This is a genomic window from Robertmurraya beringensis (genome assembly GCF_042433785.1).
GTDB classification, from domain to species: Bacteria; Bacillota; Bacilli; order Bacillales; family Cytobacillaceae; genus Robertmurraya_A; species Robertmurraya_A beringensis.
Window position 1 is genome coordinate 68,077 of the sequence record NZ_JBHLUU010000128.1, and the last position, 12,249, is coordinate 80,325.

A 12,249-nucleotide genomic window follows, 5' to 3' on the forward strand; every position below is an offset into this window, starting at 1 on the left:
AGACAAAAATGAAGAAATTTTTAAGCTTATTTTTATCATTAGCAGTTGCTCTAGTTCTTGCAGCTTGCGGTACAGCAAAAGAAGATGAGTCTAACGCTGGTGAAGGCGAAGAAACAGCAGAAACTACTGAGTTAGTAGTTGGAGCTTCTAACGTACCACATGCGGAAATTTTAGAAGAAGCAAAGTCACTTTTAGCGGAAAAAGGAATTGAATTAAAGATTGAAACATTCCAAGATTATATCCTACCTAACCAAGCGTTAGAGTCTGGTGATCTTGATGCAAACTATTTCCAACATATTCCTTACCTTGAGTCTCAAATGGCTGAACATGGCTATGATTTTGCTAATGCGGGTGGAATCCATATCGAACCAATGGGTGTGTACTCTAAAAAGTACAAGAGCTTAGAAGAGCTTCCAGAAGGAGCACATATCATCATGAGCAGCTCAGTTGCAGACCACGGTCGTATTTTAACTATGCTTGAAAAAGAGGGATTAATCACTCTTAAAGAAGGCGTTAATAACGTAGAAGCAACAGTTGAAGATATCGCAGAAAATCCTAAAAATCTTCACTTTGACACAGAGTACGAAGCATCATTATTACCACAAATCTTTAACAATGATGAAGGTGATGCAGTACTTATCAACTCGAACTATGCGATCGATGCAGGTCTAAACCCAATTGAAGATTCAATTGCAATCGAAGACAAAGAGTCTCCGTACGTGAACGTAATCGCGGTTCGTAAAGGTGACGAAAACTCTGAAGCAATCAAAGCTTTAGTCGAAGTACTACACTCACAAGAAATCCAAGACTTTATCCTTGAAAAATACGAAGGTGCTGTAGTACCAGTATCTGAATAATAGAAAAAACAGGTGTCTCTTATAGGGGCATCTGTTTTTTTGTGTAATAATTTGTTTCAATTCAAGGATACTAACATAAGTGATACTACATAACTTAAAGACTGGAGTGGGACAAATGGATCAAGGATTTATTGCAAGAAATCCGAGTGAAGAAGCTCTACATGATTATAAACAAGGACTTGGTACGTTTACTCAAAAAATGCCAGATATCGCTAGCCATTTTAATGCATTCACAGAAGCATGCTTCAAAGAGGGAGTCTTAACTCAAAAACAAAAGCAACTAATTGCTCTGGGAATTAGCCTGTATTCTCAGGATGAATATTGCATCATCTACCATGTGAAAGGATGCTTGGACCAAGGCGCAACCGAACAAGAGATTCTTGAAGCGATTGGTGTAACTGCAGCCTTTGGTGGAGGCGGTGCCATGAGCCAGGCTGTTACCCTTGTACAAAATACGATGGATGATTTTAATCAATTAAAACAGTGAGTTAAGCTCTTATCGAGAGGATTTAGCAAGAAAAGAATGGAAACCACAAGGTGAGTTTTTCTAACAAAGTCTTATTCGTACTCATCCTTAAATATCGTGTTTTTTCGGCTTTGTTCCAAAGATTTAACCTGTGTTACGATAGATGTGACCAAAGAAGTCGAAAAAAAGTGATAGTTGGAAGGGATGGATTCATTATTAGTCAACTAAGGTTGAACTACACGTGTGAGATGGAAAAGGCGATGTATGCAGCTCATGGAGTGGGATATGAAACCTACGGTCGGAAACATAAGGTTAGAATGAAAATTGAAAAAGTAAGGCAACAAGATTATTTGCAAAGTCAAAGGATGATTGCAGATTTGGATCGTAGGGTTCATGCCTAGTAACATATATATTTATAGAAGAAATTCGTGAGCCAGTGGAGAATTCCACTGGTTTTTCTGTTGAGCAAATGGTATCGTACATAGAAAAGATAGTCGAAGAAAAAAATAGGTAAGTAATAGCTCGATAACAGGTTCTTAAGAGTTGATATCACATTTCATTTGTTATAAGATTGTAATGAGAATAAAATGAGAATGAAAATAAAGTTTTTATAGTTAAGAGATAACTAATTTTCTTTCAAATTATGGAGGTAATAGATATGTCAGGATCAACTTTATCCATTAAGGATTTACATGTGTCAATCGATGAAAAGGAAATTCTAAAAGGGGTAACTCTTGAAATTAAAGGTGGAGAAATCCACGCAATCATGGGACCTAACGGAACAGGTAAATCTACTTTGTCTTCTGCTATTATGGGACATCCTAAATATGAAGTAACTTCGGGTTCAATCTCTCTTGATGGAGAAGATGTACTTGAAATGGAAGTAGATGAGCGCGCTCGTGCAGGTCTATTTTTAGCAATGCAGTACCCAAGCGAAATTAGCGGGGTAACAAATGCGGACTTCTTACGTTCAGCTATTAACAGCCGTCGTGAAGAAGGAGACGAAGTTTCTTTAATGAAATTCATCCGTCAAATGGACAAAAACATGGAGTTTTTAGAAATGGATCCAGATATGGCTCAACGTTACTTAAACGAAGGGTTCTCTGGTGGAGAAAAGAAGCGTAACGAAATTCTACAATTAATGATGATTCAGCCAAAGATTGCCATCCTTGACGAAATCGACTCTGGATTAGATATCGACGCGTTAAAGGTTGTTTCAAGAGGAATTAACGAAATGCGTAGCTCTGAGTTTGGTTGCTTAATGATCACTCACTACCAACGTTTATTAAACTACATTACACCTGATTTTGTTCATGTAATGATGCAGGGACGTATTGTAAAATCTGGTGGCCCTGAGCTTGCTCAACGTTTAGAAGCTGAAGGATATGATTGGATTAAAAAAGAGCTTGGCATTGAGGACGAAACTGTCGGGCAAGAAGCGTAAGTTAGGGGGACCAGACATGACTACAGAAACCGTATTACCATTCGATAAGGAATATGTGACTTCTTTTTCAAAAGAGATGGGTGAACCAGCTTGGTTAACGGAACTTCGCGTAAATGCGTTAGCCTCAGCTGAAAACCTATCCCTTCCAAGACCAGATAAAACAAATATTACAAAATGGAACTTTACTCAATTCGATAAGCATATCGTTAAGAGTGAAGATTATGCTTCACTAGCTGACCTTCCTGACGAAGTAAAATCATTGATCGGTACAGAAGAAGGCGAGAAAACCTTATACATTCAACGCAATAACCGCCCGACAATTCTTTCTGTTTCAGAAGAATTGAAAAATCAAGGTGTGGTGTTTGTAGATATCTTTACAGCAGCTCGTGAGCATGGAGATCTTTTACAAAAGTACTTCATGAAAGACGGTGTAAAGGTTGATGAGCACAAGCTTACAGCTCTTCATGCGGCATTTATGAACGGTGGAGTATTCTTATATGTTCCTAAAAATGTTGAAGTTTCAACACCGGTTCAGGCTGTATTTATCCACGATGATAAAGAAGCAACTGTATTTAACCATGTTCTTGTAGTGGCTGAAGACAATAGCTCTGTCACATACGTTGAGAACTATATTTCAACTGTGGAAGAAGCTAATTCAATCTTCAATATCATTACAGAAGTAGTTACAGGGACAAACGCAACGGTTCAATACGGTGCAGTTGATACATTAGCAAAAGGTGTAACGACATACGTGAATCGTCGTGGAGTAACTGGACGTGATGCTCGTATTGAGTGGGCACTTGGTTTAATGAATGATGGCAACACTATTTCTGATAACGTAACAAACCTTGTTGGAGATGGCTCTGTTGGCGATATGAAAATGGTAACTGTTGGACGTGGCGAGCAAACACAAAACTTCACAACAAGTGTTGTTCACTGGGGTAAACACACGGATGGCCAAATCCTTAAGCATGGTGTAACGAAAGACAGTGCCACTTCTATCTTTAACGGAATTGGAAAAATCGAGTATGGTGCAACCAAGTCAAATGCGGAGCAAGAATCACGCGTGTTGATGTTGAGTGAAAAAGCACGTGGAGATGCTAACCCAATTCTTCTTATTGATGAAGATGATGTAACGGCAGGACACGCAGCTTCAGTAGGACGTGTGGATCCACTTCAGCTTTACTACCTAATGAGCCGTGGAATTCCTAAAACAGAAGCAGAACGCCTTGTCATTCATGGCTTCTTAGCTCCTGTTGTTAATGAGCTTCCAATCGAAGGCGTGAAAAAGCAATTAGTTGAAGTTATCGAAAGGAAAGTAAGATAATGAATATCCAAGATATTCGCAGTCACTTTCCGATTCTTCATCAAGAAGTGAACGGCAAACCATTAGTGTATCTTGATAGCGCCGCAACTTCTCAAAAGCCCGTTTCGGTTATCGAAACGCTTGAAAAGTATTATAAAGAATACAATTCAAATGTGCACCGAGGTGTTCATACACTTGGTACAAAAGCAACCGATGCTTACGAAGGGGCACGTGAAAAGGTTAGAAGGTTTATTAATGCAAAATCTACCGAAGAAATTATCTTCACTCGTGGAGCGACTACCGCATTAAACATGGTCGCCCACAGCTATGGTTTAGATAATCTTCGTGAGGGTGATGAAATTGTGATCACCTTTATGGAGCATCATGCGAATATTATTCCTTGGCAGCAAGTAGCTAAGAAAACCGGTGCAACACTTAAATACATTCCTCTTCAAGTGGATGGAACCATTAGTCTAGAAGATGTAAGAGCAACCGTTACCTCTAATACAAAAATTGTGTCCGTGATGAAGGTTTCAAATGTTTTAGGTGTTATGAACCCGATTAAAGAAATTGCCAAGATCGCTCATGAAAATGGGGCAATTATGGTGGTGGATGGTGCCCAAGCTGCTCCCCATATGAAGATTGATGTACAGGATCTAGACTGTGACTTCCTTGCTTTTTCAGGCCATAAAATGTGTGGACCAACTGGAATTGGAGTTCTTTATGGAAAGAAGCAGCATCTAGAAAAAATGGAGCCAGTTGAAACAGGTGGAGAAATGATCGACTTTGTAGATTTATACGAATCTACATGGAAAGAGCTTCCTTGGAAGTTTGAAGCAGGTACTCCAATTATAGCGGGAGCTGTTGGACTTGGGGCTGCGATTGATTTCCTAGAGCAAATTGGTTTAGAAAATATAGAAGCACACGAGCATAAGTTAGCTGCTTATGCGATGGATAAGTTATCACAAATTGAAGGAATGACGATATACGGCCCGAAAGACCCAGGTCTTCGTGCTGGAGTAGTTACTTTCAATATTGAAGATGTTCATCCGCATGATGTGGCAACCGTGCTTGATGCAGAGGGGATAGCTGTTCGTGCTGGGCATCATTGTGCACAACCACTAATGAAATGGCTAAAGGCTTCTGCAACGGCTCGTGCCAGCTTTTACCTGTATAACACCGAAGAAGAGATTGATAAGCTTGTGGAAGGGCTTATCAAAACAAAGGAGTATTTTAGCGATGTCTTCTAATCATTTAGATACCCTCTATAGACAGGTAATTATGGATCATTACAAAAACCCTCGTAATAAAGGGGTTTTAGAAAACGATAGCCTAACCATCAACATGAATAATCCTACATGTGGAGACCGGATTCAGCTTACACTTAAGCTCGAGGAAGGTGTCGTAAGGGACGCGAAATTTGAAGGAGAAGGCTGCTCCATCTCTATGTCATCTGCTTCCATGATGACGCAAGCCATCAAAGGAAAAAAACTTGACGAAGCATTACAGTTATCGGAAGTGTTTTCCCAAATGATGCAAGGCAAGGAATACGATGATAGCCTAGACTTAGGTGATATAGAAGCGTTACAAGGCGTTTCCAAGTTTCCAGCGCGAATTAAGTGTGCGACACTAGCATGGAAAGCAATGGAAAAGGGCATTAAAGAAGAACAACAATAAGGGGTAGCATAAACGCATGCTCCTACGAATGGAGGAACACGACAATGGCTAAAAAAGCGCCTGAAATCGGTGATTACAAATATGGCTTTGCCGATAAAGATGTGTCTATCTTCCGCTCGAAGCGTGGATTAACACGTGAAATCGTGGAAGAAATCTCAAAAATGAAGCAAGAGCCACAATGGATGCTTGATTTCCGTTTGAAATCACTTGAGCATTTTTACAATATGCCAATGCCACAATGGGGTGGAGATTTAGCGGCATTAAATTTTGATGAAATTACGTACTACGTAAAACCATCTGAAAAGACAGAACGTTCTTGGGATGAAGTTCCTGAAGAAATTAAACAAACATTTGATAAGCTAGGTATTCCTGAAGCTGAACAAAAATACTTAGCAGGTGTATCTGCTCAGTACGAGTCAGAGGTTGTCTATCACAACATGCAGGAAGATCTTGAAAACTTAGGAATTGTGTTTAAGGACACGGATTCTGCCCTTCGTGAAAATGAAGACATCTTCCGTGAGCACTGGGCAAAAGTGATTCCTCCAACGGATAACAAATTTGCTGCATTAAACTCGGCTGTATGGTCAGGTGGATCATTCATCTATGTACCAAAAGGTATAAAGGTAGAAACTCCACTTCAAGCCTATTTCCGTATCAACTCTGAAAACATGGGGCAGTTCGAGCGTACACTAATCATTGTTGATGAAGGCGCACACGTACACTATGTAGAAGGTTGTACAGCACCTGTTTACACTACGAACTCCCTTCATAGTGCGGTTGTTGAAATTATTATCAAAAAAGATGCTTACTGCCGTTATACAACGATCCAGAACTGGGCAAATAACGTGTTTAACCTAGTTACAAAGCGTGCGGTTTGTGAAGCAAACGCAACAATGGAATGGATTGACGGAAACATCGGTTCTAAGTTGACAATGAAATACCCAGCAGTAATCCTGAAGGGTGAAGGTGCTCGTGGAATGACATTATCTATTGCACTTGCTGGTAAAGGTCAACACCAAGACGCTGGAGCGAAGATGATTCACTTAGCTCCTAACACGTCTTCTACGATCGTTTCGAAGTCGATTTCGAAGCAAGGTGGAAAAGTAACGTACCGTGGAATCGTTCATTTTGGACGTAAAGCGGACGGAGCACGTGCGAATATTGAGTGTGACACACTAATCATGGATAACCAGTCTACTTCAGATACGATTCCTTACAACGAAATCTTAAACGACAACATCTCTTTAGAGCATGAAGCGAAGGTTTCAAAGGTTTCTGAGGAGCAATTGTTCTATCTAATGAGCCGTGGTATTTCAGAAGAAGAAGCAACAGAAATGATCGTAATGGGCTTTATTGAACCATTTACGAAAGAACTTCCGATGGAATACGCAGTTGAAATGAACCGTCTAATCAAGTTCGAAATGGAAGGTTCAATCGGTTAAGAAATAAAGGAAACGTTCACCTTAGAAGGTGAGCGTTTTTTCATACATATGATATGATGATGACACATACTTGGAGGGGTGGAATTGATCTATATTGGAGTGACTGGTTGGGGCGACCAGGATCGATTGTACGGTCCACATACCTCACCCAGAAATAAGTTAAAAGAGTATGCCGGCTTTTTTCCAACTGTCGAAGTCGATTCCTCCTTTTATGCGATACAGCCTATAAAAAATGCGCAAAGATGGGTCGAGGACACCCCACCTTCCTTTCAATTTATTGTAAAAGCATATCAAGGGATGACGGGGCATTCGAGAGGAGACATCCCTTTTGAAACCAAAGAGCATATGTTTCAAGCGTTTAGGGATTCTCTTACACCATACATAGTGAGCAATAAATTAGCTATGGTCTTGTTTCAGTTTCCGCCCTGGTTTGATTGTAAAAGGGAACATGTGGAATACTTGCGTTGGTGCAAGAAACAGATGGGTGATATCCCGTGCGCTCTCGAATTTCGTCATCAGTCGTGGTTCCGTTCTTCCTTTTATGATCGTACGATTCAATTTATGAACAAAGAAGAATGGATACATAGCATTTGCGATGAACCGCAATCAGGAGAGGGCTCTGTCCCTATTGTACTTGAATCATTGGGAAAAAAGAGTGTGTTGATTCGTTTTCATGGAAGAAACGTACATGGATGGCAAAAACGTACAGAAAATTGGCGGGAAGTCAGATACTTGTATCGATATAATCAGAAGGAATTGCGACAATGGGTAGAGCATATAAAAAAGCTAGAAAAAGAAACGGAACATCTATATATTGTATTTAATAATAATTCTGGTGGAGATGCCGCAGATAACGCACTTGATTTGATTGATCTTCTTGGAATCGAGTATGAAAACTTAGCTCCTCGCCAGCTTGATTTGTTTTAGCATTTTGGTGATGAGGGGAGAAACAGTATGACCTTAGAAGATATTCATATTTATCACACAAATGACCTACATAGTCATTTTGAGCACTGGACCAGAATCAGCTCGTTCTTACAGAGAAGGAAATACCTTCATCAAAGTGCAAATGAAGAAGTTCTTCTTTTTGACATAGGTGACCATATGGACCGTTGGCATCCTCTGACAGATGCTACACGAGGAAAACGGAACACCGAGTTATTAAATGAAGTGGGATACACGGCGGTAACGATTGGAAATAACGAAGGAATTACTCTCTCCTTCGAAGACTTAGACACTCTCTATCAAAGAAGAAGATTTGATGTGGTTGTAGCAAATTTCTTTACGGCTAATGGCACACGTCCTCAGTGGGTAAAACCATACCAAATATATGAGTTGAAAAATAAAGCACGTGTGGCTGTTATCGGTTTGACCGCCTATTTCTCACATTTTTATAAACAGCTTGGCTGGACATTATCCGAGCCATTGGAAGAATTGAAGCACCAGTTAGCAGAAATAAAAGAAAAAGCAGACATGATCATTCTGCTCTCTCACCTAGGCATACATGATGATGAAGCCATTGCTGAACAATTTCCGGAAATAGATGTGATTTTAGGGGCGCACACTCATCATGTGTTTCATGAAGGAAAAGAAATAAATGGGGTCATTCTTGGGGCAGCAGGAAAGTATGGGATGTTTGTTGGCCATATCACACTGACGATTGATAGTGAAACACTTCACGTGAGGAAAAAGCGAGCCATAGCGTATGATTCCAATCAACTACCATATGTTGAAGGTGAAAAGGAAGAGGAGAATCAGCTGTATGAGGAAGGAAAGGCATTGCTACTTACCGAGGTTGCTAGAATAGGAGAACCTTATCGCTCAAGGGAGGTGCTAGCTCGCCTTCTTTGTGAAACTCTTCGCAGCTGGTGTAACGTAGATAGTGCCTTCTTAAACGAAGGGTTAATACTAAGGGATTTACCGAATGAAACAGTTACGGAATATGATTTATTATCGATTTGTCCGCATCCCATAAATCCTACGGTGGTTGACCTCTCAGGAGCTGAATATCAAGAAGTTATCAGGCTGGCATTAGAAGAGAAGTGGAGAAATATGATGATCAAGGGGCTAGGCTTTCGTGGCACGTTCATGGGGCAAATGATCTTTGAGGGTGTTGAGGTGAAGCATGGGAAAAATGGACTCTCTTTCTATATTAATGGTAAGCAAATTGAAAGAGAAGCACGCTATAAAGTAGCGATACCAGACATGTTTACTTTTGGACAGTTGTTTCCTGAAATTAGAAGAGCGGAGTATAAAGTATACTTCTTCCCAGAGTTTATGCGTGATTTATTACGCTGGAAGCTCCAAAACTTGCAATAGCTAGGCAAATGAAACTCACATTTTTCTTCCTACTACATAAGTTGATAAGGAAGAAAGGAGAGTGTAGCAAGTGATTGAGCTTTCACCAATTGAAATCAATGGTCACACTTTTTTAAGTGTATCAGTAAAACTCCCAAAAACAAATTTGCTCGTCGTGAGTAATGATAAAGGATACATCATGTGTGGTGCTCTTGATGTGGCACTTCTCAATGAAAAGCTAAAGGATAGAAAAGTCATTGCCGGTAGAGCCGTTGGTGTTAAAACCATTGAGCAACTTTTAGAGGCACCTTTAGAATCCGTTACGTATGAAGCAGAAAATTTAGGGATTACAAAGGGTATGCTTGGAAAAGATGCGATGTTAAAAATGATTTAAAAAGGTGCTGAATAGGCGCCTTTTTTATTTTCACTAGGAATAGTGGGAATAGGAAAGGGTTTGTTCTTATTTGTAAGCAAATAAAGTCATTTGACCTATTTATTTTTTCAATTAGGTACTAAAGTATGTTGAAATTAAGTCGATAATAGAGTTATCTTAGAAGATAAAGTAGGATTTTGTCAGAACTTGTTGAATAATCTCAGTCAGACGAATACAGGAGAACTATAATGAGACTAGTAGCTACCGCTAATGTAGAATCTGGAACAATACTAGGAAAAACGGTTAGAAATGATAAGGGACAGATTTTACTAAGCGAGGGAGTAGAGTTAAACGAAAAAATGCTTAGGCGATTACTTTTGCTTGGCATTACTTACATATATATAAAAGATTCTGTAACAGAAGGGATTGAGTATATCGAGGTTCTGCCGGATTCGGTTCGAAGAAAGGCTGTACAAACGATTGAAACGACCTTCCAAGAGCTTCAGAATGATAGTAAATTTGATACGTCATTTGTTATTGAAAAAGCGTCCAAAAGATTTAAAGATCTGATAAGACAGCTTTTATTTGAGTTGAAAAATAACGAAAATTTGCTAACCATGTTAGCTGACGTTTATACATATGATAACTATATCTTTACTCACTCCTTACATGTGACGATGTATTCTCTTGCGATCGGGATGAAATTGAAACTTACTCCAAAAGAACTTGAAATACTAGGGATGGGAGCCATACTTCACGATGTGGGGAAAATGAAAGTACCATTTGACATTCTACAGAAACCTGGTAAATTAACAGATCAAGAATACGATGAAATTAAAAGGCATCCTGAAGAAGGATTCCAAATGCTTCGTAATGTTCCAGCGATGTCACTTATTGTTGCTCATTGTGCGTATCAGCACCATGAACGGCTAAATGGGACTGGCTATCCACGCGGTATCGAAGGTGAAGATATACATCAGCTTGCGAAAATTATTGCGGTAGCTGATGTGTTTGATGCGGTCACCTCCAATCGAGTGTATCGGGATGCTATGCTGCCCCATCATGGTCTGGAAATATTATTTGCCGGCTCAGGAACTCTTTTTGATCCAAAAATAATAGAGGCATTTCGTAAGGGAGTAGCTATATACCCTGTTGGGATTACGGTCATACTTGATGATGGTCGAAAAGGCGTTGTGTCTAAACAAAACATGGGAGTCAGCGACCGACCGATTGTAAGGATTATTGAAGAAAATGGCAAAGACACGGATCCCTATGAATTAGACCTGAGTGTAAGTTTGTCCACAATGATTGTTGAATGTGACACGACCTTTCCAAAAAACGTGTAACTGGACAAAAGATAGGCTGTTTTCGTAAAGTTTGTTGTTTTGGAAAAATCCCAGAAGCCGGATTTTTCCCCGTATAACACTGGGTTTATTGGTCTATTTTGAGAGTAGCTCTTTTCTAAGGATGATAATATCCTGAATACCTGTTGAAACATATAGTTTATTTCCGAAAAACTGTGTATATAGCAACAATGTTTTAGAAAAGAGTCTAAAGATAAAAAAATTCATATTTTTGCGCTAGTTCCCCCCTTTATAGCATACATATAGCTTGTAAAGGGGGGATTTGTCTTGCGTAAATTTCGCGGTCGTCTGCCGCGGAGAGGTCCATTGCCGTTCAGATATGTATTTTTACTTACCTTTGTGTTTTTCATCTTCTCAACAGCAGCTGGTCTTTGGATAATAAATGAGGGGCTAAAGCCTACACTTGTTAGCTATGCAAATTCACAAACTCGAAAAATTGCTTCACTCGTCATAAATAACGCAGTAAGTAAAAAAATAACAAACGTTATGGATATAAAATTCGAAGAAACCGGTAATGGTGATGTGGTGTTTCTAAACGCAGAACATCTAAACCGTGTAAAAGCAGAAGTAACTGAGTTGGTACAGGACAATATTAAAAAGGCTGAAAAAGGAGACCTTTCAGAGCTTGAATCCTTCACCGATATTGAGATCAATACGGATAAAAAGGAAAACGGTATTGTTTATTATGTTCCATTGGGGCAGGCTACCAACAATGCCCTATTAGGTAACTTAGGACCAAAAATACCAATAAAATTTAACTCCATTGGTTCAGTAACCTCCACCTTTAGGACAGTAAAAGAAGAAATGGGAATTAATAATACTTGGGTGGAAATTCATGTTCAAGTAGAAGTGAAAGTACAGATCATCATTCCATTTGCTACGGAAATTATTACCGTTAGAGAGGATGTTCCGGTTGCGACTGGTTTAATAAAAGGTGAAGTTCCACAGTTTTATAACGGTGGCGGCGGGGATTCTGGTGCATCTATTGAGCTACCTATAGACAACTAATCAGTGAGTGAAAA

13 protein-coding genes are annotated in these 12,249 nt (G+C 39.5%); all 13 read left to right on the forward strand.

Translation table 11 applies throughout. The features are described from left to right. The first annotated feature begins 8 nt into the window (after positions 1 to 8). The 13 genes from ACFFHF_RS24120 (at position 9) to yunB (ending at position 12,235) form a co-directional block, all read left to right on the forward strand. The gene (locus tag ACFFHF_RS24120) at positions 9 to 857 is read left to right on the forward strand and encodes a MetQ/NlpA family ABC transporter substrate-binding protein (protein WP_377059239.1); all 849 of its coding nucleotides are present in this window, start codon (positions 9 to 11) and stop codon (positions 855 to 857) included. A 115-nt stretch (positions 858 to 972) separates the two neighbouring features. Further along, entirely contained in the window at positions 973 to 1,344 is a 372-nt protein-coding gene (locus ACFFHF_RS24125) for a carboxymuconolactone decarboxylase family protein (RefSeq protein ID WP_377059240.1), read from the forward strand. Positions 1,345 to 1,511: 167 nt separating this feature from the next. Beyond that, complete coding sequence (locus ACFFHF_RS24130) at positions 1,512 to 1,724, forward strand: YuzK family famiily protein (protein WP_377059241.1); 213 nt, start codon at positions 1,512 to 1,514, stop codon at positions 1,722 to 1,724. A gap of 257 nt (positions 1,725 to 1,981) precedes the next feature. Then, positions 1,982 to 2,767 carry a Fe-S cluster assembly ATPase SufC gene (sufC, locus tag ACFFHF_RS24135; RefSeq protein WP_160546270.1) on the forward strand — a complete coding sequence of 262 codons (786 nt, stop codon included), beginning with the start codon at positions 1,982 to 1,984 and terminating at the stop codon, positions 2,765 to 2,767. Between the two features lie 16 nt (positions 2,768 to 2,783). Beyond that, positions 2,784 to 4,094, forward strand: coding sequence for a Fe-S cluster assembly protein SufD (gene sufD, locus ACFFHF_RS24140; RefSeq protein WP_160546269.1), 1,311 nt, complete (start codon positions 2,784 to 2,786; stop codon positions 4,092 to 4,094). Beyond that, positions 4,094 to 5,323: a cysteine desulfurase gene (locus tag ACFFHF_RS24145; RefSeq protein ID WP_377059242.1), complete on the forward strand. Its 1,230-nt coding sequence runs from the start codon at positions 4,094 to 4,096 to the stop codon at positions 5,321 to 5,323. The genes sufD and ACFFHF_RS24145 overlap by 1 nt, the downstream gene beginning before the upstream one ends. After that, entirely contained in the window at positions 5,313 to 5,750 is a 438-nt protein-coding gene (gene sufU / locus ACFFHF_RS24150; RefSeq protein ID WP_160546267.1) for a Fe-S cluster assembly sulfur transfer protein SufU, read from the forward strand. The genes ACFFHF_RS24145 and sufU overlap by 11 nt, the downstream gene beginning before the upstream one ends. 44 nt (positions 5,751 to 5,794) lie before the next feature. Next, positions 5,795 to 7,192 carry a Fe-S cluster assembly protein SufB gene (sufB, locus tag ACFFHF_RS24155; protein ID WP_160546266.1) on the forward strand — a complete coding sequence of 466 codons (1,398 nt, stop codon included), beginning with the start codon at positions 5,795 to 5,797 and terminating at the stop codon, positions 7,190 to 7,192. Positions 7,193 to 7,276: 84 nt separating this feature from the next. Next, a complete protein-coding gene (locus ACFFHF_RS24160; protein WP_377059243.1) occupies positions 7,277 to 8,119 on the forward strand; it encodes a DUF72 domain-containing protein in 843 nt (280 codons plus the stop codon). A gap of 27 nt (positions 8,120 to 8,146) precedes the next feature. Next, a complete protein-coding gene (locus ACFFHF_RS24165) occupies positions 8,147 to 9,511 on the forward strand; it encodes a bifunctional metallophosphatase/5'-nucleotidase (protein WP_340905285.1) in 1,365 nt (454 codons plus the stop codon). A gap of 70 nt (positions 9,512 to 9,581) precedes the next feature. Then, the gene (locus ACFFHF_RS24170; RefSeq protein ID WP_340905284.1) at positions 9,582 to 9,884 is read left to right on the forward strand and encodes a YunC family protein; all 303 of its coding nucleotides are present in this window, start codon (positions 9,582 to 9,584) and stop codon (positions 9,882 to 9,884) included. Between the two features lie 227 nt (positions 9,885 to 10,111). After that, on the forward strand, positions 10,112 to 11,209 hold the full coding sequence (locus tag ACFFHF_RS24175; RefSeq protein ID WP_340905282.1) for an HD-GYP domain-containing protein: 1,098 nt from the start codon (positions 10,112 to 10,114) through the stop codon (positions 11,207 to 11,209). A 285-nt stretch (positions 11,210 to 11,494) separates the two neighbouring features. Beyond that, on the forward strand, positions 11,495 to 12,235 hold the full coding sequence (gene yunB, locus ACFFHF_RS24180; protein ID WP_340905281.1) for a sporulation protein YunB: 741 nt from the start codon (positions 11,495 to 11,497) through the stop codon (positions 12,233 to 12,235). The last annotated feature ends 14 nt before the right edge of the window (positions 12,236 to 12,249 follow it).

Coding starts and splice junctions, on each gene's coding strand:
- ACFFHF_RS24120 (WP_377059239.1), top strand. CDS start 9: ATGAAGAAATTTTTAAGCTTATTTTTATCATTAGCAGTTGCTCTAGTT.
- ACFFHF_RS24125 (WP_377059240.1), top strand. CDS start 973: ATGGATCAAGGATTTATTGCAAGAAATCCGAGTGAAGAAGCTCTACAT.
- sufC (WP_160546270.1), top strand. CDS start 1,982: ATGTCAGGATCAACTTTATCCATTAAGGATTTACATGTGTCAATCGAT.
- sufD (WP_160546269.1), top strand. CDS start 2,784: ATGACTACAGAAACCGTATTACCATTCGATAAGGAATATGTGACTTCT.
- ACFFHF_RS24145 (WP_377059242.1), top strand. CDS start 4,094: ATGAATATCCAAGATATTCGCAGTCACTTTCCGATTCTTCATCAAGAA.
- sufU (WP_160546267.1), top strand. CDS start 5,313: ATGTCTTCTAATCATTTAGATACCCTCTATAGACAGGTAATTATGGAT.
- sufB (WP_160546266.1), top strand. CDS start 5,795: ATGGCTAAAAAAGCGCCTGAAATCGGTGATTACAAATATGGCTTTGCC.
- ACFFHF_RS24165 (WP_340905285.1), top strand. CDS start 8,147: ATGACCTTAGAAGATATTCATATTTATCACACAAATGACCTACATAGT.
- ACFFHF_RS24175 (WP_340905282.1), top strand. CDS start 10,112: ATGAGACTAGTAGCTACCGCTAATGTAGAATCTGGAACAATACTAGGA.